18 protein-coding genes and 1 tRNA gene are annotated in these 22,259 nt (G+C 68.0%); 13 read left to right on the top strand and 6 right to left on the bottom strand.

Annotated elements, in window-relative coordinates; genetic code table 11:
- Window positions 1-3: 3 nt before the first annotated feature.
- The 4 genes from thrA to ACIPR8_RS05770 form a co-directional block, all read right to left on the bottom strand.
- Window positions 4-2,508, bottom strand: a complete 2,505-nt coding sequence (thrA, locus tag ACIPR8_RS05785) for a bifunctional aspartate kinase/homoserine dehydrogenase I (protein WP_446540400.1) — start codon at window positions 2,506-2,508, stop codon at window positions 4-6.
- 491 nt (window positions 2,509-2,999) lie between these two features.
- Window positions 3,000-3,944 carry a DMT family transporter gene (locus ACIPR8_RS05780; RefSeq protein ID WP_313251186.1) on the bottom strand — a complete coding sequence of 315 codons (945 nt, stop codon included), beginning with the start codon at window positions 3,942-3,944 and terminating at the stop codon, window positions 3,000-3,002.
- 44 nt (window positions 3,945-3,988) lie between these two features.
- A complete protein-coding gene (locus tag ACIPR8_RS05775) occupies window positions 3,989-4,714 on the bottom strand; it encodes an AraC family transcriptional regulator (RefSeq protein WP_446540399.1) in 726 nt (241 codons plus the stop codon).
- A gap of 160 nt (window positions 4,715-4,874) precedes the next feature.
- Window positions 4,875-4,951 (bottom strand) — tRNA-Arg (locus ACIPR8_RS05770).
- A gap of 256 nt (window positions 4,952-5,207) precedes the next feature.
- On the opposite strand from ACIPR8_RS05770, the gene ACIPR8_RS05765 reads away from it, so the two are divergent.
- From ACIPR8_RS05765 to ACIPR8_RS05745, 5 genes are all read left to right on the top strand, one after another.
- Window positions 5,208-5,654, top strand: a complete 447-nt coding sequence (locus ACIPR8_RS05765; protein ID WP_446540398.1) for a hypothetical protein — start codon at window positions 5,208-5,210, stop codon at window positions 5,652-5,654.
- Between the two features lie 161 nt (window positions 5,655-5,815).
- Complete coding sequence (locus ACIPR8_RS05760) at window positions 5,816-6,832, top strand: polysaccharide biosynthesis/export family protein (protein WP_446540397.1); 1,017 nt, start codon at window positions 5,816-5,818, stop codon at window positions 6,830-6,832.
- A 42-nt stretch (window positions 6,833-6,874) separates the two neighbouring features.
- Window positions 6,875-7,534, top strand: a complete 660-nt coding sequence (locus ACIPR8_RS05755; protein WP_446540396.1) for a YjbF family lipoprotein — start codon at window positions 6,875-6,877, stop codon at window positions 7,532-7,534.
- Window positions 7,531-8,304, top strand: coding sequence for a capsule biosynthesis GfcC family protein (locus ACIPR8_RS05750; protein ID WP_446540395.1), 774 nt, complete (start codon window positions 7,531-7,533; stop codon window positions 8,302-8,304). The genes ACIPR8_RS05755 and ACIPR8_RS05750 overlap by 4 nt, the downstream gene beginning before the upstream one ends.
- Window position 8,305: 1 nt before the next feature.
- On the top strand, window positions 8,306-10,435 hold the full coding sequence (locus ACIPR8_RS05745) for a YjbH domain-containing protein (protein ID WP_446540394.1): 2,130 nt from the start codon (window positions 8,306-8,308) through the stop codon (window positions 10,433-10,435).
- Window positions 10,436-10,512: 77 nt separating this feature from the next.
- Here ACIPR8_RS05745 and ACIPR8_RS05740 read toward each other — a convergent pair whose 3' ends face one another.
- The gene (locus tag ACIPR8_RS05740; protein WP_446540393.1) at window positions 10,513-12,735 is read right to left on the bottom strand and encodes a polysaccharide biosynthesis tyrosine autokinase; all 2,223 of its coding nucleotides are present in this window, start codon (window positions 12,733-12,735) and stop codon (window positions 10,513-10,515) included.
- 22 nt (window positions 12,736-12,757) lie between these two features.
- Window positions 12,758-13,204, bottom strand: coding sequence for a low molecular weight protein-tyrosine-phosphatase (locus ACIPR8_RS05735; RefSeq protein ID WP_446540392.1), 447 nt, complete (start codon window positions 13,202-13,204; stop codon window positions 12,758-12,760).
- A 265-nt stretch (window positions 13,205-13,469) separates the two neighbouring features.
- Here ACIPR8_RS05735 and ACIPR8_RS05730 point away from each other — a divergent pair, with 265 nt between their 5' ends.
- From ACIPR8_RS05730 to galE, 8 genes are all read left to right on the top strand, one after another.
- On the top strand, window positions 13,470-14,813 hold the full coding sequence (locus ACIPR8_RS05730) for an undecaprenyl-phosphate glucose phosphotransferase (protein WP_446540391.1): 1,344 nt from the start codon (window positions 13,470-13,472) through the stop codon (window positions 14,811-14,813).
- Window positions 14,814-14,864: 51 nt separating this feature from the next.
- On the top strand, window positions 14,865-16,031 hold the full coding sequence (locus ACIPR8_RS05725) for a nucleotide sugar dehydrogenase (RefSeq protein WP_446540631.1): 1,167 nt from the start codon (window positions 14,865-14,867) through the stop codon (window positions 16,029-16,031).
- Window positions 16,032-16,098: 67 nt separating this feature from the next.
- Complete coding sequence (locus ACIPR8_RS05720; RefSeq protein WP_446540390.1) at window positions 16,099-17,340, top strand: lipopolysaccharide biosynthesis protein; 1,242 nt, start codon at window positions 16,099-16,101, stop codon at window positions 17,338-17,340.
- Window positions 17,337-18,158: a glycosyltransferase gene (locus ACIPR8_RS05715; RefSeq protein ID WP_446540389.1), complete on the top strand. Its 822-nt coding sequence runs from the start codon at window positions 17,337-17,339 to the stop codon at window positions 18,156-18,158. Before ACIPR8_RS05720 ends, ACIPR8_RS05715 begins: the two co-directional genes overlap by 4 nt.
- Window positions 18,155-18,688 carry a serine O-acetyltransferase gene (locus tag ACIPR8_RS05710; protein WP_446540388.1) on the top strand — a complete coding sequence of 178 codons (534 nt, stop codon included), beginning with the start codon at window positions 18,155-18,157 and terminating at the stop codon, window positions 18,686-18,688. Before ACIPR8_RS05715 ends, ACIPR8_RS05710 begins: the two co-directional genes overlap by 4 nt.
- Window positions 18,685-19,803: a glycosyltransferase gene (locus ACIPR8_RS05705; RefSeq protein ID WP_446540387.1), complete on the top strand. Its 1,119-nt coding sequence runs from the start codon at window positions 18,685-18,687 to the stop codon at window positions 19,801-19,803. Before ACIPR8_RS05710 ends, ACIPR8_RS05705 begins: the two co-directional genes overlap by 4 nt.
- A complete protein-coding gene (locus tag ACIPR8_RS05700; RefSeq protein ID WP_446540386.1) occupies window positions 19,791-21,116 on the top strand; it encodes a hypothetical protein in 1,326 nt (441 codons plus the stop codon). Before ACIPR8_RS05705 ends, ACIPR8_RS05700 begins: the two co-directional genes overlap by 13 nt.
- 70 nt (window positions 21,117-21,186) lie before the next feature.
- Window positions 21,187-22,191: a UDP-glucose 4-epimerase GalE gene (gene galE / locus ACIPR8_RS05695; RefSeq protein ID WP_446540385.1), complete on the top strand. Its 1,005-nt coding sequence runs from the start codon at window positions 21,187-21,189 to the stop codon at window positions 22,189-22,191.
- Window positions 22,192-22,259: the final 68 nt, after the last annotated feature.

Raw genomic sequence — 22,259 nt, 5'->3', positions numbered from 1 at the left:
CACTCACAGGCGCGCCCCCTCGCCCGCGGCGACCCGCAGCACGTCGGCAAACACACCGGCCGCGGTGACTTCCGGGCCCGCGCCCGGACCCTGCACCACCAACGGGTTGTTGCAGTAGCGGCCGGTGGTGAACTGCACCACGTTGTCGGTCAGGCGCAGGTTGGCGAAGGCATGGTCGGCCGGCAGTTCCACCAATCCCACGCTCGGGGCCTGGCCCGGCTTGAACTGGGCCACGTAGCGCAGCACGCAGCCGCGCGAACGTGCATCGGCCAGGCGCTGGGCGAAGGTGGCATCCACCTCCGGCAACGCCGCCATGAAATCCTCGACGCTGGCCTGCTGCAGCGATGCCGGCACCAGGCTTTCCACCGCCACGTCCTCCAGGCTCAGGTCGTGGCCAGCCTCGCGGGCAAGGATGACCAGCTTGCGCGCCACGTCGATGCCGGACAGGTCGTCACGCGGGTCCGGCTCGGTGTAGCCCATGCCACGCGCCTGGGTGACCAGCTCGGAGAACGGCACGCTGCCGTCGTACTTGTTGAACAGCCATGCCAGCGTGCCGGAGAAGATGCCGGCGATCGCCGTGACTTCATCGCCGGTATCGACCAGGTCACGCAGCGTGGTGATGACCGGCAGGCCCGCACCGACCGTGGCCTCGTAGCGGAAGCGCGCCCCGCTGGCCTCGGCCGCCGCGCGGATGGCGTGGTAGCGCACCAGCGGGCCGGCACCGGCCTGTTTGTTCGGGGTGACCACGTGGATGCCAGCGGCCAGCCAGCCGGCGTAGCGCTCGGCCACTTCCGGGCTGCCACTGCAGTCCACGATCAGCGTGTGCGGCAGGCGTGCGGAGAGCAGGTGCTCGGTGAACAGGTCCAGGTCGGCCGGCGACCTGGATGCCTCGAACGCCTGTTTCCACTCACCGTGCAGGCCACGCTGGTCCAGCAGCATGCGCGTGCGCGAGGTGACCGCGCGCAGGCGCAGGTCGAGCTTGGCCTTGGCCAGCAACTGCGGCTGAGCGGTATTGAGCTGGTCCAGCAAGGCCGCGCCGACGTTGCCCGGCCCGATCACGCCCACCGAGAACGTCTGCGGCGACAGCCAGAAGCCGGCATGCGCGGCGCGCAGTGCCTTGGTCGCGTCACGCGCGTCGATGGCCACCGAGATATTGCGCTCGGACGAGCCCTGCGCGATGGCCAGGATGTTGACGTGCGCCCGGCCCAGCGCTTCGAACAGGCGCGCCGCCACGCCCGGTTGGCCGGCCATGCCATCACCCACCGCCGCCAGCACGCTCACGCCGGTGGTCAACTGGACACGCTGCACCTGGCCGGCGGCCAGTTCATGCGAGAACGCCTGCACCAGCGCCTCACGCGCCTGCTCTGCCTCGCCCTGCTTGACCACGCAGCAGATCGAATGCTCGGACGAACCCTGCGAGATCATCACCACCGACACATGCGCGTTGCGCAGCGCCGAGAACACCCGCTCGGCCGTGCCCGGCACGCCGATCAGGCCGGTGCCCTCGACGTTGAGCACGGCCAGGTCCGGGCTCAGGGTCAGGCCCTTGATCGGGCCGGCGCTGGAGCTTTCACCGGTGATGCGGGTCCCCGGGTGATCGGGCTGGAAGGTATTGCGGATGATGATCGGCAGGCCCCGTTCGATGGCCGGCGACATCGTCTGCGGGTGCACCACCTTGGCCCCGAAGTACGCCAGCTCGCAGGCCTCGTCGTAGCTCAAGGCATCCAGCTGCACCGCTTCGGGCACCACCCGCGGGTCGGCCGAGAGCACCCCGTCCACGTCGGTCCAGATGTGCAGTTCGTCCGCTTCGAACAGCGCGGCGAAGATCGCACCGGAGAAGTCGCTGCCATTGCGGCCCAACGTGGTGATGTGGCCCTTGCGGTCACGGGCCACGAACCCGGTCACCACCAGGCGGCGTGCCGGATGCGACTGCCGCCACAGCTCCAGCTTGGCCGCGCTGGACTTCCAGTCCACGTCCACGCCGAGTTCGCCGTGGTTGACCACCAGCACCTCGCGCGCATCGAGCACATCGCAGTCCTCGCCCAGCGCCTGCAGGTGATGGCCGAGCAGGTGCGCGGAGAACACTTCGCCCAGGCCCTGCACCCGGTCGAGCACTTCCTGCGGCAGTTCGCCGATCACCGCCAATGCAGCCAACACGTCATGCAGGCGCGCGAAACGCGCATCCAGCCATTCGACGGTCGCGCCGGAGTGCTCACCCAGCAGCGCGGCGGCGGCAGCGCGGTGACGCGCCCGCAGTTCATGCCAACGTTCTTCCCAGTTCGCATCACCCGCGCCGGCCAGCCGCGCCAGTTCGATCAGCGCGTCGGTCACGCCCTTCATCGCCGAGACCACGGTGACCTGCACCTGCTCCTGGCGCGCCAGCAGCAACTGGGCGACATGGCGATAGCGCTCGGCATCGGCCACGGAGGTGCCGCCGAATTTATGGACGACGGTACGGACAGCGGCGTCCGCGGCGGGATCGGCGAGTGAAGCGGCAACTGACGACATCGGATCAACCTCGTTGGGAGGCCCCGACACGCATCTGGATGGAGTTCCCCCGCATCCTGATCCGGGTGCGGGGCCGTGGTTTTCGGAAATTACGCGAAGACGACGGGCCGCACCGGGCAAGTGGTGACGGTAATAGTGGTGGTGGTAATCGAGGTCGCCGGGCCCTGCGCGCGGCACGACACACCCCGGTGGGGTGGCAGCGGCTGGGCGGTGGTCAAGGCGGCGAACATGCGTTCAAGAAAACACCGACCGTCGGGCCACTGTCAAGTGCTGCATCGCAAAAGCCGGCTTGAAGGCATCGTCGGCGAAGCTGCCGTCAAAAGTTGCAAATGTCACGAAGCATCAACTTCGCGCATCTTTCAATGAAGAACCGCGATCCCTTCACCCGCGCATTGGTTGCCATCGCAACCGGCGCTCCGGCACCGCATTCACGCCGCCGCCACTGGCGTTGCGCGTGTTCGCATCGAGCGTACCGAACTGCGCGGAATGACCTACGCCGATTCAGCCACCGGCCCGGTCGGACGATGCGCGGCGGCACTCCATACCACGCCGGCCAACAGGCAGGCGGCCGCGACCAGTTCGATCGGCAACGGCCAACGCTGTTGCCACAGGAAGCCGTACAGCAGGCCGAACAGGGTTTCGAACACGATCATCTGCCCCCCCAGGGTCAGCGGCAGCGCCCGGCTGGCCCGGTTCCAGCAGGCGTTGCCCAGGATCGAGGCGAACAAGGCCACCGCCGCCGCGACCGCCCAGAAGCCGACCCATTCGTTGCCGCTGTGCGTGCGGCTGTCACCGAGGAATGCCACCGGTGCCAGCAGCAGCGCCAGCGCCCCGGTCGCCACGCCGGTCAGCAGTGACCAGTCGTGCCCGGACAGCTGCGGCACCCTGGCAAGCCAGCGGGTGTTCCAGACCGAGTACGCCGTCCATGACACCAACGCGCCGACACCGCACAACAGGCCGACCACACGCTGCAGCGTGCTGCCGTGCACATGGGTCGAGCCGACCGCCTCGTAACCCATCAGCACCACCCCGGCCACGCACAGCGCCAGTGCCGGCGCCAGCCGCGACAGCGGCACCGCGCCAGGCTCCCGCGAGCCGACGACCGCGACCAGTACCGGCACCATGCCCACGATCAGCGCCGCGGCGGCACCGCCGCTCCATTGCACCGAGATGGACAGCAGCACGAAATAGATGAGATTGCCGAGCAGGCTCAGCCAGGTCAGTGCGGTCCATTCGATCCGACCGATGCTGGCGCGCAGCGTCGGCCAACGCGGCACCAGCAGCACGATGGCGATCAATCCGTAGACCAGATAACGGGCGGCGGCCAGTTGCAGCGGCGAGAAGCCGGACAGCATCGCTGGCGCGAGGAACACCACACCCCACAACGCGCCCGAGGCCACGCCGTTGGCAATGCCCACGCCCATCGATCGATTCATCTCGCACCACGCCATCCTTCGGGCCGCGCAGTGTAGGCCCGCGGTCAGGGCGTGTCTTGACCGAAACTACTGGCCTGGGCCCGCCACTGGCGCGGGCCCAATCCGGTTTCCCGGCGCAGCGCACGGGTCAACGCGCTGTGCTCGGAGTACCCGGCCCGCAGCGCGATATCACTGATGCTGGCGTTGCTGCCCTGCAACTGCTGCTTGGCCCAGCGCAAGCGCGTTGCCCCCACCCAGGCCAACGGCGAAAGGTCGAACTCGCGGGCGAACACCGCATGCAGGCGACTGCCACTGACCCCGACTTCGGCCGCCATCCGTGCCACCGTCCAGTCCGCCCCAGGTGTCTGGCGAACCCGCGCGCACAGGGCCTGCAGGCGTGCACCGCTGCCGGCTGGCGCGAACCAGCGCAGCAGCAGTGGCAATGGGTCATGCCCGGCGGTGTGGCGCGGGTCCTGGACATGCTGTAGCAGATGGCGCGCATGCCCGGGCAGGGCCAGCCAGGGGACGCAGCGCAGGTGCTCGAGCGTGTCATCGTCCAATGAACCGGGCGGGCAATCGATGATCAGGCAGCAGTTCTCGCCCCGCCCTTCCAATGCATGGATTTCGCCTGCCGCGACGAAGGCGCCCTGCAGCGGATCGAGTCGACCGCCGTGGCCAGAGACCTCGAACTGCAGGTCACCCCGTACGGGCAGCACCCACTGCGAGAAGTCATGGCACTCCTGTCCGGTCGGAACCGGATAACGGCGCAAGTGGCGGGACGTGGCGGACATCGCCGCAGTCTGCATCGCGGCCTTGCCTGCGGCAATCCGCCTTCCGTCGCACGCGCGCGCAGCCCACGACGCGAGACGCCCTGCGTCCATGGCATCACGAGGCAGCCGAGGCAGTAAGGGGAGGCAATGGCTGCGCCATGCATGGCCAGCAGGGGAACGCTGGCGGCCCCGACACGATTCGAACGTGCGACCTGTCCCTTAGGAGGGGACCGCTCTATCCAGCTGAGCTACGGGGCCTGAAATTGGGTGCCAAGAGTACAGGCAAGCTCGATCAACGACCAGCACCACTGCCATCGCGACAGTGTCAGGCACTGCAACCAAGCCCCTCCAGGCAACCGTCCTGACCTTATGTGGAACGCCCGAAATGACGGCCCCGCGCAAGCCCGACGGCACCTCCCGGGCCGTCCGTTTTTGCGGCCCCGTCCGATTGACACAAAATGCGATCATTGGAAACAATGTGAAACTTTATGGAACAACGGAACAGGAATTCCCAATGAAAAAACTGATCGGTGGCTTGCTGCTGGTGGGACTGGCCTCCTCTGCGCAGGCCAATGCCACCCCTGCAACCGATACCCCGCCTGCCCCGGCCGAAGCGCCGCCGGCGGTCGCCCAGGACACCGTGCCTGACAGCCCGCCCTCCACCGAACAGGCGGTGTCAGACCTGGCCTCGGCCACGGAGCCGACCGCCCCCACGTTCGGTGAGCATGTGCCCTACGACGCCCTGCCCGGCGACGTCGGCTCCGCCGCCGAAAGCGCACTGGATACGCTCTACAGCAATCAGCTGGCCGGCCAGCAACTGGCCCGCGCCGCGGCCATGGGCAAGCTCAGCGCCGGCGTCATCACCGGGTTGGGAGTGGCAGCGGCCACCGTCGTCTACACCGCGGTATCCAACAGCTCCGATGACGGCAGTGCCCCCGGCGGCACCACCGGCACACGCTGACCCCTGAAGACAGAACGAACGCAACCCGGCGACCCGCCGGGTGCTGCGTCGTGCCGTATACGCCCGGGATTCCCATGCATCACCTCCGCCCCCTCCTCGCCTTGCTGGCGGTCCTGGTGCTCTCCGGTTGTGCCTGGGCACCTGGCCAACAGGTCCGCAGCTTGCGCCCCCCCGCCGATACCGTTGACCGCGACCAGATCCAGTGGATCACGATCAATGCCCGCTGGCTCGCGATGGAGGCGGCCGCGCGCGAAACCGAGGCCTTGCCGCCCGCACTGATCGCCGCCCCCCCAGCGCCGTACCGGATCGGCGTCGGCGATGTGTTGTACATCACCGTCTGGGACCATCCCGAGCTGACCGTGCCGGCCGGCCCGCAGCAACAACTCAACGCCGCCGGACGGCCGGTGCAGGCCGACGGCATGCTGTTCTACCCCTACATCGGCAAGGTGCAGGCTGCCGGCCTGACCCCGGATGCGTTGCGCGAGGAAATCACCCGGCGCCTGGCCCGCTTCATCGAAGCGCCGCAGGTGGACGTCTCCATCCTCACCCACGCCAGCCAGCGCGTCCGGGTCACCGGTGCGATCCGGCAGCCCGCCGTCCTGCCGCTGACCCTGGTGCCGCTGACCTTGGCCGATGCCATCAGCCAGGCCGGCATCGATCCGGCGCAGGCGGATCTCTCCGGCATCCGCCTCACCCGCGCCGGCCAGACGTTCACCCTCGACCTGGAACCGCGATCGACGCGTACCGCACCGCACGCCCAGGTGTACCTGCAGGCCGACGACCACATCCATGTGCCCTACCTGGAACGCAAGGAAGTGTTCGTGCTCGGCGAAGTCGTCCAGCCCGGCGCCATCCCCTTCAAGACCGCACGCCTGCCGCTGAGCCAGGCGATCGGCCGGGCGCGTGGCATCACCCAGGCCACCGCCAACGCCGACGCGGTGTATGTGATCCGCGGCGCACCGGACCTGCAAGGCGCACCTTCGCAGGTGTTCCAGCTGCACGCGCGATCCCCTTCTGCATTCGCGCTGGCAAGCCAGTTCGAGCTGCGCCCCGGCGACGTGGTGTTCGTCGGGGCCGCTGGCGTCACCCGCTGGAGCCGCTTCGTCAACCAGTTGCTGCCCTTCACGTCGATCATCAGCAACGCCGCCAGCGCCCACAATGACCTTGGCAGCCCCTGACGGCCCGCGTTGCCAGCGCATGGCCGATGGAAACCAACGCTGATGACCCGGGGCTGGCCAGTACTGCCCGCCGTCGTTGCCGTGCTGTTGGCCACCGGCTGCAGCGCGGTGGGCGCGGGATCGCTGAAGGCCCTGCAACTGGCGCTGCACGGACGTCCCGAGCTGATGCCGAGCGCGGCGGACGTCGCGGCCAATCCGTTCCCGCAGATGCTGGTGACCCACCGTGAAGGCAGCGCCGTGCTGGTCCTTGCCGACGACGATGACGGCCTGCAGGCCTGGTACGACCAGGCCGGTGGCATCGTGTTCCTTCGCAACGGGTTGGTCACGGGCACGCACGGCGGCACACCACAGCTGGATGGCATGGCGATCCTGGGCGCGGACCCCTTCCACGCGTTGCACCGCACCCCTGCGGGGACCCGCGTACTGCGTCGCTATGACGTGATGCCCGGATACCACTATGGCCAGGAGGTCGTCGGCACCCTCGAGCCGGTGGGCCTGGAAGCCATCTCCCTGTTGGGCCGCACGCGCATGCTGCTGCATGTACGCGAAACGCTGCAGGGCCCGCAGTGGCGACAACGGAACCACTACTGGGTGGATCCAGCGGACGGCTTCATCTGGAAGAGCCGGCAGGCCATCGCCACCGATGCACACCTGGATATCGTGCACCTCAAGCCCTATCGGCCTGTGCGGGGAAGCCGATGACCCGGCGCCTGGCCGTCCTGCTGCTGGCAGCGCTCGCGCCCTTGCCGCGCGCCCATGCACAGCACCGCCTTGACGTGACTGCCTGTGGGGCGGTCCGTCAGCCCGGCATCCATGCCCTGCCCGCGGACACGCGCCTGAGTGCCGCGATACAGGCGCTGCAGCCGGAACCGGACGCCTATCTGCTGGGTACCGCACTGTTACGGCACACGCATCGTGCCGAACAGGCCCGCTGGAAGGCCGGGGTGCTGTTCGACCTTGCAACGCTGTCCACCTCCCGCGCAACCCCGCCCGCGGCCAGGAACGCAGCGCGCCAGCTCGCACGCCAACTGCAGGTCCTGCCTGTCACGGGTCGCGCCATGCAGCGCCTGGAAGCCCATGCTCTGGCTGCCAGGCCCCGTGAGGACCTCCCGGTGAACCCCGGCGATCAGCTGTGCTTTCCCCGTCGCCCGACCACCGTGCGCATCGTCGGCGCGGTCCGCGCTGCCTGCACCCTGCCCCATCAACCAGGTCAGCGGCTCAACGCGTACCTGCGTGCCTGTCCCTTGCTGGAAGCGGCGAGCAGGGACGAGGCATTCGTCATCCAACCGGACGGCGCGGTCGAACGGCGCGGCATCGCGCTCTGGAACCGCAGCGACGAAGGCGGCATCGCACCGGGTGCCACCGTCTTCATCCCGCTGCCGGCCCACGTGACCCGATCACTCGCCCCGGGCATGGATGAAGCGTTCGCCCGCTTCCTCGCCACCCAACCCCTGACCGTACCCGAACCCTGACATGTCTCCTCGCCGCGCCCTCACCCCCGTCCGCCTGCTGTCCTCGCTGGTATGCAGCGGCATGAGTGCGGCCTTGTACGCGCAGTCCGGCCCGGCGCCCACCGCCGACGACTGGGGCGGCATCGGACTGCTGCAGACGCCCAGCGCACGGATGCGCCAGGAGGGTGAGCTTGCCTTCACCGCCAGCCATGTTTCGCCCTACAGCCGCTACAACTTCCGCCTCCAGCCATGGCCATGGCTGGAGGCGGCGTTCCGGTACAGCAACATCAATGACCTGGACTACGGCCATGCCGCGCTCAGCGGCCAGCAGCATTACAAGGACAAGTCCATCCATGCGAAGGTCCGTCTGCTGACGGAAAGCCGATGGCGGCCGGAAGTCGCCATCGGCGTGCGCGATCTGGGCGGAACCGGCTTGTTCTCCAGTGAATACCTCGTGCTGGGCAAGCGCATGGGCAGCGTCGATGCCAGCCTGGGCCTGGCTACCGGCTACCTGGGCAGCCGGGGTGAAATCGCCAACCCGCTGCGGCTGGTCGATGACCGCTTTGGCTCCCGCCCACGTGGCGACCGCACTGCCGGCGAGCTCGACGCCCGCATGATGTTCCGCGGGCCGATCGGCGTCTTCGGTGGCATCGCGTATCAGACACGCTGGCGTGCGCTGCAGCTCAAGCTGGAGTACGACGGCAACGACTACCGCAACGAACCCTCTGGTACCGCGCAACGACAGCGGGTGCCGATGAATGTCGGCGTCAACTACGCGCTGGGCAGCAACACGCAACTGCAACTGGGCTGGGAACGCGGTACTACGGCCATGTTCGGCCTCACGCTGCATTCCAACCTCGCGCGCACGCCAGCAGCGGACAAGCCACTGGACCCCGCGCCGGTGCCACGCGATACGGCGCAGGTGCCCGCAGCGACACCCCCGCCCGCGCCGGATTGGCCGGGTACCGCCGCGCTGCTGCAATCCAGTGCCGGCCTGCGCGTCGAGCGCATCGCCAGGCGTGGAAGCGAGCTCGTCGTCTCCGCCGAACAGCAGCGCTACCGCGACCCGGCGCAGGCGTTGGGGCGGACGGCAGCCGTCCTGGACCGGGCCGCCGGCCCGGACATCCACTGGATCACCCTGCGCGGCACGCGCCAGGGGTTGGCCCTTTCCGAAGCAAGCATCGAACGCAGCGCCTTCAATCGCTATCGCGACCACCGCATCGGGCTACCGGCATTGGAGCGTGGCCTCATCGTCACGCCCGCGCAGGACGTTGCACGGCAGACCCTGTACCAGGCCCCGAGCGTGCGCTTCGACGGCAACTTCGATATCGACTACCAGCAATCGATGGGCGGACCGGACCGGTTCCTGCTGTACCAGGTGGCCGGCAGCTACACCGGCAACCTGCAGCTCGGTCCCGCCACGCGCCTGAGCGGCACGGTCCGTTACAACGCTTACAACAACTACCAGCATTTCCGCTATGACGCGCCCAGCCAACTGCCGCGCGTGCGTACCGACGTGCGCCAGTACCTGACCGCAAGCGACCTCACCCTGCCGCAGCTCCAGCTCACGCATGCGCGGCAGCTGCACAGGGATACGCACGTGATGGCCTATGTGGGCCTGCTGGAGTACATGTATGCCGGCGTCGGCGCGGAGATCCTGCACCGCCCCCACGGCCAGCGCTGGGCCTGGGGCGTCGACCTCAATGCAGTCCGCCAGCGCGGGTTCGAACAGCGGTTGGCGCTGCGCGACTACCAGGTCGTCACCGGCCACCTGAACGTCCATTACGCCTGGGGCAACGACCGGGACGTGCAGGCCTCCGTCCATGCCGGCCGCTATCTTGCCCGCGACTGGGGCGCCACCCTGTCGCTGCAACGCAACTTCCGCAATGGCGTGAAGATGGGGGCCTACGCCACGCGCACCGACGTCAGCAGCGAGGCGTTCGGCGAAGGCAGCTTCGACAAGGGCATCTTCGTCGCCCTGCCGTTCGATCTGCTGCTTCCCCGCTCGACCCGCGCAGAGGCACGCTTCCACTGGAACCCGCTGTACCGCGACGGCGGCGCGCGCCTGGCGCGCAGTACCGATCTCTACCGGATCACCGCCGATGCGGACGCTTGGAGCGCGGGCAGCGACCTGTCCGGCGTCACACGCTGAGCGGGCAGCCGCCGCACGCGGCACGAATCGCCTGCCGATGACGGGCCGCGGCAATGCCGCAACCCGCCAGGCACCTGTCAGGCATCGGCTCGCCCATAGTCGTAGTAGCCGTAGCTGGAGTAGCCGGTCGCGCGCCGCTCGATGGCATTGAACACCGCACCGTCGACCTGGATCCCATTGCGCTGGAAACGCGACAACGACAGCTGGATCTCCCTGGCCGAGTTCATCCCGAAGCGGGTGACCAGCAGCGTGCTGCCGGCCTGCCGCGCGGCCAGCGCAGCATCGGTCACCGCCAGGATCGGCGGGGTGTCGATGATCAACAGGTCGTAGTCGCCGCGCAGCCCCTCCAGCATCGCGGCGAAGCGCGGATGCATCAGCAGCTCGGCGGCGGCCACCGGGATTCCGCCGCGGGTCATGTAGTGCAGGTTGTCCAGCGCCGGCAAGCGTCGTACCGCGTCGGCGGCGGCAAGCGTGCCGGCCAGCACGTCCGCCATGCCGGTGGCCAGTTCCACGCCCAGCACCTTGTGCAGGGTGCCCTTGCGCAGGTCCGCGTCCAGCACCAGCACCCGCAGCCCGGCCTGTGCGGCGACGGCGGCCAGGTTGGCGGCGACGAACGTCTTGCCCACGCCTGGGCAGGGGCCCGAGATCGCCACGATGTTGTTGCGCGCCTGGTGCAGGGAGAAGTGCAGGCTGGTGCGCAGGCTGCGCAGTGCCTCCATAGCCAGATCCGCCGGCGCGCGGATGGCCAGCAAGGTGGCGTCGGTAGCGTTGTCGGGCGCGACCTTGCGCCCCCATCGGCGACGCGGCGACGCCGAACCCTCGCTGGCGTCGCTCAGCGGAACCGCGGCGTACACCGGCAACCCGAGCGCTTCGATCTGCGCTGGTTCCTCAAGGCCGATGTTGAGCATGCGCCAGAGCAGCACCCCTGCCACCGACACCACCAGCCCCAGCAACGTCGATACCACCACGATCAACAGCTTCTTCGGCTTGACCGGCCGAGCCTCGTCCACCTCGGCGGCATCGACGATGCGGACGTTGCCGACCGCACCGGCGCGCGCCACGTCCAGTTGCTGGTCCTGATTGAGCAGCGCGGTGTACAGCTGGTTGCTGACCTGCAGGTCACGGCTCAGGCGCAGCAGCTCCTGCTGCGTGTCCGGCAGCGTGCCGACTTCGCGACGAAACCCTTCCTTGCGCGCCTGCAAGCCGGCGATCTGCTTCAGCAACGCGCGGTAGGCCGGGTGTTCGGCGGTGAAACCGCGCTCCATCTCCACCTGCTTCAGGCGCAGCTGCTGGATGCCCGCCTCCACGGCCACCTCCTGCTCCAGCAGCCCCTTGGTCTGCAGCGTGATGTCCACCGAGTGCGCACGCGACTGATAGCGCGCCATCGCTGCCTGCGCTTCCTCCACCTGGCGGCGCACCGTGGGCAGCTGCCCGCGCACGAACTCCAGCTGCGATGCCGCCTCGGCCGCGCTGCGCGCGATGTTCTGCTGCACATAAGCTTCGGCCAGGTGCTGCAGCACCTGCGCGGCGCGCACCGGCTCCGCATCCGTGTAGACCATGCGCAGGATGCCTGAGTCCTTGCCCTGTTCGGCCACCTTGAGCGCACGCTGCACGGCATTGATCGCATCCAGCCGGCGCCGCTTGACCAGATCGAAGCGCGCGCCCGCATGCGCGCGCAACGAGGCCACACGCACGACGTAGCCATTGCCCGCCGCTTCCCTGCCGACGACGCCGGCCAGTACCTGCGTGCCATCGGCGTCCAGCAAGGTGTATCCACCGGCACTTCCCGCGACCAGGGTCATCGGGCGATCCCACGTGGCCACCGGCACTTCCAGCTGATCGACCTGCACCTGCTCGCCGCCCCAGCCATACCGCACCAATCCGGCACGTGGCGCGGCCAGTGCCTCCGGCTCGCGCAACTGGAAGGCGCGTGCCATCGGCGCGCCGAGCAACGGGAAGCGACGCGGCCGCACCTCGATATCCAGATGCAACTGGTCCACGGCGGCTCCCACCACGCTGCGCGAGGTCAACAGCGCGACCCCGGTGGTTGCCACGCCACTGCCGCCGCCGAGCGATGCGAGGTCCGCAAGGCCCGGCACCACCGGCATCTTCGACTCGATCTGGGCCATCGCTTGGGCCTGGTACAGCGGCGTGGACAGCAGTGCATAGCCGGTACCCAGCAGGGCGAACAGCAGCGTGATCGCCACGATCCATCCGCGGCGATCGACGAGCAGGCCCAGCAGCTCGCGCAGGTTGATTTCCTCGTCCGCAGCGGCGGGGCCAACCGATTCCTTGTTCATTCCATCCAGCTCCATAAGGGTTTCATCGCTGCCCGCCGAGATGCGCCAGCCAGTGTTCGAGATTGCGTTCGATCAACGCATGCACGTGCTCGAACGCGATGCGTTGCTGCCGGTACGGGTCGGGGACATCCACGCCCTCCCAGTGGCCGAGGCGGAAGACACGTCCACGCATCTGCGGCACCCGCGCGACGACCGCCTCGACATGCGCCCGCTCCATCGCCAGGACCAGGTCGGCCGCGCGCAGCAGCGCGGGAGTGGCCTGGCGAGCACGGTGCGCGGCCATCGCCACACCGGCTTCACGCAGCAGGCAGGCGGCGGTCGGGTCCATGCCGCTCCCCTCCAGCGCCTGCAGCCCGGCCGACGACACGCGCGCCGGGCCATCAGCCCCCAGGCGCTGTCGCAACAACGCTTCAGCCACCGGGCTTCGGCAGATGTTTCCCACGCACACCAGCAGCACACGATTGAACAAGCACGACCTCGGGACATCCGGCGGGCGAAGGGACACGCCGGGCATAACCGGGCGAACTGCGAAACGGGGGTTTCGCGGCGATGGACGCGACGTGATTTATTGATATTATATGAGAGTAATTGTGATTTTTGTTGTGAGCCAAATCGAGCCGCCATGACGGCCGAGGCCCGGTTCAAGGAAGAAGTTCATGTGGTTCAACCCCCCTCATCCCCATTCCCACCGGTGGAATGCCCCCGCCGGCCGGCTCTCGACCTGCCTCGGATTCGTGCTGCGCGCAGGTGACCCCCTGCTCCTGGTCCTGTCCGCGCTGCTGGCGCATCGCTGGCTGCACGGCAGCTACGCGCTGTCCGTCGAGCATTGGCGGCATGTCACCCTGACCTTGCTGCTGGCATTGCTGGTCCTCGGGGCGTCCTCGCTGTATGCCAGCTGGCGCGGCCGTCGCCTGACCGCCGAATGCACGCAACTGACCGCCAAATGGCTGTTGGTCTTCGCCTGCCTGTCGGTCTACGCCCTGTTGATCGGTGCGATGACCCCTGCACTGCAACGCTGGCTGATCGCCTGGGCGGCGACGGGCCTGGCCGCGGTGCTGATGCTGCGCCTCGTGGTCCGTCACGGCGCCCGCTGGGTCCGCCGGCAGGGACTGGACCAGCGCACCGCCGTGGTCATCGGCGGCACCGCTGAGGCAAGCCAGGTCATTGAAGCGCTGCGCCAGAACACCTGGGCTGGCATCACCGTGTCCGGCTGGTTCAGTACCAGTGTCGATACCTGCGCGATCCATGCTGCACCCGCGCTGGGCGGCCTGGAAGGGCTGCAGCGCTATCTGGACGGCCACGCGGTGGACCAGGTCTGGATCGCCCTGCCCATGCATGCCAGGGCGCAGATCGAAGCCACCGTGGCGCAGCTGGAACACACCACCGCCGACATCAAGTTCGTGCCCGACCGGCTCAGCATCCCGCGTTTGAACCAATCCGTGGAACAGGTGGCCGGGCTTGCGGTGATCAACCTCCAGCAGACCCCGCTGCAGGGCGATTCCCGCCTGCTCAAGGCATTGGAAGATCGGTTGCTGGCCAGCGCGATCCTGCTGCTGGTCAGCCCGCTGATGCTGCTGATCGCCGCCGCGGTGAAGCTCAGCTCACCCGGCCCGGTGTTCTACCGGCAACAACGCATGAGCTGGAACAACAAGACGTTCTGGATGCTCAAGTTCCGCTCGATACCGGTCGACGCCGAGCAGGCGTCCGGCGCGGTGTGGGCGCGGTCCGGCGAGAGCCGTGCCACGCGCGTGGGCAGCTTCCTGCGCCGTACCAGCCTGGACGAGCTGCCGCAGTTCATCAACGTGCTGCGCGGCGACATGTCCATCGTCGGTCCCCGCCCCGAGCGGCCGGTGTTCGTCGAACGCTTCAAGCACGAGATCCCGGCCTACATGAAGAAGCACATGGTCAAGGCCGGCATCACCGGCTGGGCGCAGGTCAACGGCTGGCGCGGTTCCACCGACCTGGCCAAACGCATCGAGTGCGACCTGTACTACATCACCCATTGGTCGTTGTGGTTCGACCTGAAAATCATCGTCGCGACCCTGTTCAAGGGCTTCGTGCACAAGAACGCGTACTGAGGCTCCCCCATGACTTCCGCATTCCCCGATCCGGGCCCGGTTCCCACCGGCCTGAAGATCACCGTCGTGGGCGCCGGTTACGTCGGCCTGGCCAACGCCGTCCTGCTCTCGCGCCACCACGAGGTGACCGTGCTCGATGTCGATGCCACGCGCGTGGACCTGATCAACCGTGGCGGCATTCCGTTCGACGATGCGGACATGCGGGCGTTCCTGGATGCCAGGCATGGTCGCCTGCGGGCCACGCTGGACAGTGACATGGCCTACCGGGAGGCGAGCTTCATCATCATCGCCACCCCCACCAACTACGACGCACGGACCAACGCCTTCGACACGTCCTCGATCGAGGCCGTGCACGCCCAGGCACGCGGCATCAACACGCAGGCAACCGTGGTGATCAAGTCCACGGTCCCGGTGGGCTACACGCGCCGGCTGCAACAACGGCAAAACGACGACAACCTGCTGTTCTCGCCCGAATTCCTGCGCGAGGGCCGCGCCCTGCACGACAACCTTCACCCCAGCCGCATCATCGTCGGCGCGCATACCGAGCCTGCGCGCCTGTTCGCCCGGCTGATGCTGCAGGGTGCAGAACGCAGGGACGTCCCGGTGCTGCACACCGATGCGACCGAAGCCGAGGCCATCAAGCTCTTCGCCAACACCTACCTGGCCATGCGCGTGGCCTACTTCAATGAGCTGGATACCTATGCCGCCACGCATGGGCTGGACACACGCCAGATCATCCAGGGGGTTGGCCTGGACCCGCGCATCGGCACCCACTACAACAACCCTTCCTTCGGGTACGGCGGCTACTGCCTGCCCAAGGACACCCGGCAACTGCTGGCCAACTACCGCGATGTGCCGCAGAACCTGATCCAGGCCATCGTCGATGCCAATACCACGCGCAAGGATTTCATCGCCGAGGAAATCCTCCGGCGCCGGCCGCGCGTGGTCGGCATCCATCGCCTCACCATGAAGAGCGGCTCGGACAACTTCCGCGCTTCGAGCATCCAGGGCGTGATGAAGCGCCTGAAGGCACGCGGCATCGAGGTCATCGTCCACGAACCCACACTGGTCGAAGACCACTTCTTCAACTCCGAAGTGGTCAATGACCTGCCGGCCTTCAAGCAGCGCGCCGACCTGATCGTCGCCAATCGCCATGGCGCCGAACTGGCCGACGTATCTCACAAGGTCTACAGCAAGGACCTGTTCGGCTCGGACTGAGCCGGGCTGCGTACACCCATCCCATCCTCGTCGTCCCTTGCCGGCCCACCTCATGCCGTACCTTCCCTTGCCCAGACTCCCCCCGGACCTGGTGATCCTGTCACTGCGGGGCACCGGGCTGCTGCTCAAGCTCGGGCTTGCCGTTTTCATTGCCCATTACATGGGCATGGCCAGCGTCGCCCACTACGGCTACATCGCCGCTGCCGCAGCCATCCTGCCCATCGCATTCGGGTTCGGCATGATCCAGGACCTCGGGCGGCAACTGGTGACGTCCGGCCTGCCGGCCGTTGCGCCGGCACTGCGCTGTTACTGGCGCTGCCTGGTCGCGCTCTATCTGGCTGCCGCATTGGTGCTGGCGATGCTTCCGTCCCGTGCTTTTGAACTACCTCCCGCACACCTCGCGCTGGCCGTCGCCATCCTGTTGCTGGAGCACCTGAACAACGATGCGTATTTCATCATCGGCAGCCAGCAACGGCCGCTGCTGGCGAACCTGCAGACCTTCGTCCGGGCAGCGGGCTGGATCGCCGCTTACCTGCCGCTGGCAGTGTTGTTCCCGGCACTACGCAGCACGCCCGTCCTGATGGTGTTCTGGTTGGGTGGCCTGTGCCTGGCCTGGGGCGTGTTCCTGGTCAGCTGCCCCGGCTACCGTTCGCTCGACGCGCGGCACCCATCCGGAAGATGCCTCATCGACCTGCGCGGACGATTCCGGCGCAACATGACGTTGTACCTGGGTGAAGCGGCGAATGCGTCGGCAGTACATGTCGACCGCTATGTCGTCGGCCTGGCGCTCGGCCACGTCGCCGCCGGGGTGTACGTACTGTTTTCCTCGGTTGCGACCGGCATCTACACGCTGGTCAACACCGCGGTCATGCAGGTTGCACGACCGCAACTGGTCGCCCATCACGCCGGCACCCAGCGCGCGCAGTTCCGTCGTGTCCATGCAAGCGCCCTGCGCCGGACCGTTCTGCTGGGCGCGGGTATCGCGTTGATGGCGGCCGCCACGGTACATCTCGCCCTTCCCCACTTCGACCAGCCGCAGCTCGCCCTGCACGAGCCCACGCTGCATGTGCTGTTGCTGGCAACGATCCTGCGTGCCGCATCGGACATGCAGGGCTATGTGTTCTACACGCAACGGCTTGATCGCCTGTTCCTGTACACCGCGCTGTTCACCGTCACCTTCTACCTGGCCGCGTCGGCCGTACTGCTTCCCCTCGCCGGGCTGGTCGGCGCCGCTGCCGCCGTGGCCTGTGCGTTCGCGGCGACGCTGGTCCTGCGCAGTGGCCTTGTCCATCCGCGAGCCATGCAATGACCCACCCTCCCGCCCGCCGCATCGCCGTACTGATGGCCACCCACAACGATGGCACCGACCTGGCAGACGCCGCCCGGAGCCTGTTGCAGGGGACCTGTCCGGTCGACCTGTTCATCGTCGATGACGGCAGTTCACCTGCGCTCACCCTGCCGGTCTCCATATCCGCGACGGTCATCCGCCTGGATACCAATGTCGGGCTGACCCGCGCGCTCAACATCGGCCTGAGCCATATCCTGCCGCGCCAGTACGACTACATCGCGCGCATGGACGCTGATGACCACAGTCATCCCGAGCGCATCGCACGCCAACTCGACATGCTGGAACAGCATCCGCACCTGGCCGGCGTGGGCTGCTGGGCGAACTTCCTCGCCCCGGGCTCGGACAAGGTGTTGTTCCCCTTTCGCCCACCAACCGCGCCCGCCGATATCGCACGTCGCCTGCTCACGTCCAACTGCGTCCTGCATCCTGCCTGGCTGCTGCGGGCGGAGACCTTCGCCAAGCTGGGCGGTTACGACGAGCAGTTCCCGGTGGCCCAGGACTACGAACTGCTGGCACGGGCAAATGCGCAGGGCCTGCGCTTCGCCAATGTGGGCGAAGTGCTGCTCGACTATCGTGTCTCTCCCAATGGCATTTCCCTGCGCCGGCGGCGCAGGCAGCTGCAGGCCCGCCTGCGCATCCAGTGCAGGCACTTCCAGCCCGCGGCGCCCCGCTGCTGGCTGGCGCTGGGCAAGACAACGCTGCTGATGTGCATTCCGGAACCGCTGCTGCGACGCGTGAAGCAGTTCCTGGGCAACGCCGGCGCCGGAGCCGCGCCATGATGCGCGCCTGTTACGCCGCGGCCCGCGCCGATCTGGCCGCGCTGGGCGGCCACCGCACGCGGTTGGGCATCCTGCGTCGCTACTGGGCCGACCCCAGCTATGCCACGTTGCAGCGATGGCGCTGGTCCTGCGCCCTGCGTCAGGCACGCTGGGGAGGACGCGTGCTGTCCAAGCTGCTGTGGAAGCACAACATCCGCGTTTCAGGCTGTCATCTTTCCCCCTGGGCCACCATCGAGCCCGGGGTAGTGCTGCCACATGCAACGGCCATCGTCATCGGCGATGGCGTGCGCATCGGCCCGGGCGTGGTCATCTTCCAGGGCGTGACCCTCGGCCGCGCGACGCGATACTCCGATGCCTATCCCATCATTGGCGCAGGCGCCTGCCTGTACACCCGCGCCTGCGTGGTCGGTGGGCATCGCATCGGCGAAGGTGCCACGGTCGCGGCCAACGCGGTGGTCACCACCGACGTACCGCCGGGTGCGCTGGTTGGTGGCGTCCCGGCGCGCCTGATCCGGGAGATTGCGCGATGAACAGCCCCCGCAGGCGCCGTGTCGTCGTGCATGTCGTCGAAGCCACCGCCACCGGCACCCTGTCCATGGTCAGCCTGGCCGCGGACTGTGCCGTCACGTCCATGGGTGCCGAGGTCCACGTCATCCATGCCCGGCGCCCGGAAACCCCGCAACGGCTGTCCGGGCATTTCGACCCACGGGTGCAGCTGCACGAACTGGCCATGTCCGGCGCGCACGCACTGTCGGCCGTTGTCCACCTGCGCCGCCTGTTACACGCGCTGCAGCCGGACATCGTGCACCTGCACTCGTCCATCGCCGGGTTCCTCGGTCGTTTGGCTGGCGCTTTCCACCTTCCCTCGGCGCGGTTCTTCTACAGCCCGCACTGCATCTCGGTGATGCGGCGCGACATCGGCGCCAAGGCCTACCTCTTCGCCGCACTGGAGCGCCTGGCAGGCGTTCGAGCCTGCACCTACGTGGCCTGCTCGGAGAGCGAGCGGCAGGCCGTGCGCCGCTGGGTGGGCGCTGAGGCACGATTGCTGGAGAACGCGGTGGACGCCGCGCTGCTCCCGCTGCCCACCACCGCTGCCAAGGCCAGTCCCGGCACGGTGCGCGTGGTCACCGTCGGCGGGATACGTCCACAAAAGGACCCTGCCATGTACGCCGCCATCTGCCGCGGCGTGCGTGCGCGTGACCCGTCCGTCGAATTCGTGTGGATCGGCGACGGCGATACGGCTTGCGTGCAGGTTCTGCGCCAATCCGGCGTCGTCGTCACCGGCTGGAAGGACCGCGCGGACATCGCCGCGGAACTGGGCAATGCGCTGTTGTACCTGTCCACGGCCCGCTGGGAAGGCATGCCGGTGGCGGTCATTGAAGCCATGCTGGCCGGCACGCCGGTGCTCGCGCGTCGTTGCGCCGGCAATGTGGATGTCATCGAGGCCGGGATCAACGGCCAGGCGTTTGATCACTGCGAGGAAGCCGTTGCCCACGTGCTGGACTGCGTGCAGGACCCGGCATCGGCCAGGGCAATGGCGATGCGGGCGCGGCCATTGGCGCAGGACCGCTTCTGCCCGGATCGCTACGCCCGTGAACTGGCGACCATGTACGCAATCACGCCACCGTCCGGATGCGGGGCCTGAGCGTGCCGGTGCTTGAACTGGCCACCATCGCGATCAACCTCGGCTTGTGCGTGGCCATCATGCGCTCGGCCGGCAATCGTGCGGCCAATCCCTTCTTCCTGGCCATCGGCCTGTTTGCCGTGCTGATGATCGGCCGCCACCTGATGCTGGTCAGCGGCGCCGACGTGGAGTTCCCGGAGTACCTGTTCATCCAGGACAACAGCCCGTGGCGCCTGCTCGCCGGGCTCGGCATCAGCCTCTGGCTGGCAGGCGTGCTGGTTGCCAGCACCTTTTCGTACCGACGCGCGCCCAAGCCCTATCTGCCTTCATTCCCCCACGAACCGGCCAGCTTTTCCGCGTTGCGCGGTGTTGCCTATGTCCTGCTGCTGGCAACGACGGCGCTGCTGGGCACCCTGGTGATGGCCACCGGCGAGGGCCTCGTCAACACGAGCTACCTGCTGCGCTTCGACCCACGCTTCGCCCACCTGATCAACATCAAGTACGTGGTCATCCTCACCGCGTACTTCCTGACGGCCCTGGCGGCCAGCCTGCGCCGGCAGCTGACGACATCGGCGCGGTGGCAGGCACGCGCCTGGATGCTGGCAGCGCTGCTGCTGGCAGTGTCGACGCTGCTGTTCGGTGACCGCGACCTGCTCATCTTCTGGCTGCTGTACGCCTTTGCGATGCGTACCGTGGTACTGCGTGGCAAGGGCATCCTGTCGCTGCTGCCGCTCGCCGCGCCATTGGCCGGCCTGTTCGTCCTGCTCAAGGCGCTGCGCAACACGCTCTGGTTCGAAGACCACCCGAGCGGGCCCGAGTCGGCGTTCCGCTCGTTGGCCGACGGGCTGAACATGGACATCTTCGACAAACTCACCCTGGCCATGCGTACCTGGGACCAGCAGGACCTGCGCCTGGGCGAAGACTTCCTCAATGGCATCGTCGCGCTGCTCCCACGCGCGGTCTGGCCGGGCAAACCGGACACCCTGTACGTCGACATCTGGTTCAAGAACCTGTTCGAAGCCTCCCGCACCGGATGGCCGATCAGCCCCCCCGGCGAGTGGTACATCAACTTCGGCTGGCCCGGCTTCGCGTTGGGCGGCCTGGCCACCGGCATGGTGCTCGGCCTGGCGCGCGACAAGTACCGCGATGCCGCCAGCAATCCATTCGCCTTCATGGTCATGTTCATCGTCGCCACGCGCTTCATCCCGCTCGGCGTGACCTCCAGCCTGCCGTTCTTCTACCTCACCTGGATGCTGCAGCTGGTGCTGGCGGCGCTGCTGTACCGGGCATTGCGCAGCTTTCTCCTTCGTTCCCCCTCGCCCGTTCGCCGCTGACGCCGACGGGCGATTGCCGCCCCGCAGGCCGTCGCGCCTCCCACAGGACACTTCACCCGAAAGGACTCCCATGCCCACCCGTTCCATCCTGTTGTGCGGCGGTGCCGGCTACATCGGCAGCCACATGGCGCACTGGCTCGCCGAACATGGCTACCGGGTCACCGTGCTGGACAACCTCTCCACCGGACACCGCGACGCGGTGCGCTGGGGCGAGCTGATCCTCGCCGACCTGTTGGACCCTGCCGCCCTGGACCAGGCCTTCGGCGGCCGTCGCTTCGATGCGGTGATGCACTTCTGTGCCCGCTCGCTGGTCGGCGAGTCGGTGAGCCAGCCCAATGCCTATTACGCCAACAACGTCGCCGGCACCCTGAACCTGCTCGATGCCATGCATCGGCACCAGGTCGGCAAGCTGGTGTTCTCCTCCACCGCCGCCGTGTTCGGCAATCCCTGCAGTGACTGCATCGACGAGGAGCACGACAAACAACCGATCAACCCCTATGGCGCCAGCAAGCTGATGACCGAGCGCATCCTCAGCGACGCCGCGCACGCCTATGGCATCCGTTCGGTGGCGCTGCGCTACTTCAATGCCGCCGGCGCGCTGCCTGAACACGGCATCGGCGAAGCCCATCGCCCAGAGACCCACCTGATCCCCAACGTGCTGCGCGCCGCGCTCGGCCAAGGCCCGGCGCTGAAGGTCTTCGGCGACGACTACCCGACCCGTGACGGCACCTGCATCCGCGACTACGTCCACGTGCAGGACCTGGCCCAGGCCCATGGACTGGCACTGCATTACATGGATCGGGCCGACGGTGCCCACGCCTTCAACCTCGGCAATGGCCAGGGGTTCTCGGTCCGCGAGGTGATCGACTGCGCCCGGCAGGTCTCCGGCCGCCCCATCCCCTACGACCAGGCGCCGCGCCGCGCCGGCGACCCGGCCACCCTGGTCGCCGCCAGTGGCAAGGCCCGCGAACTGCTGGGCTGGCAGCCGCGCTGGACCGAACTGGCCCCCATCATCGACAGCGCGTGGCGCTGGCACCGGGCGCCCCCGCACTGGTTCCCCGCACTGCCCGCCTGAGCCCCTCCGCCCCCCGCTTTGACCGGCCATGGCCCCGGCCCGGGCCATGGCCGGACATGCACCTCTGG

This window comes from Stenotrophomonas sp. LARHCG68 (assembly GCF_052871705.1).
This window is presented reverse-complemented; position numbering and strand designations above follow the sequence as displayed.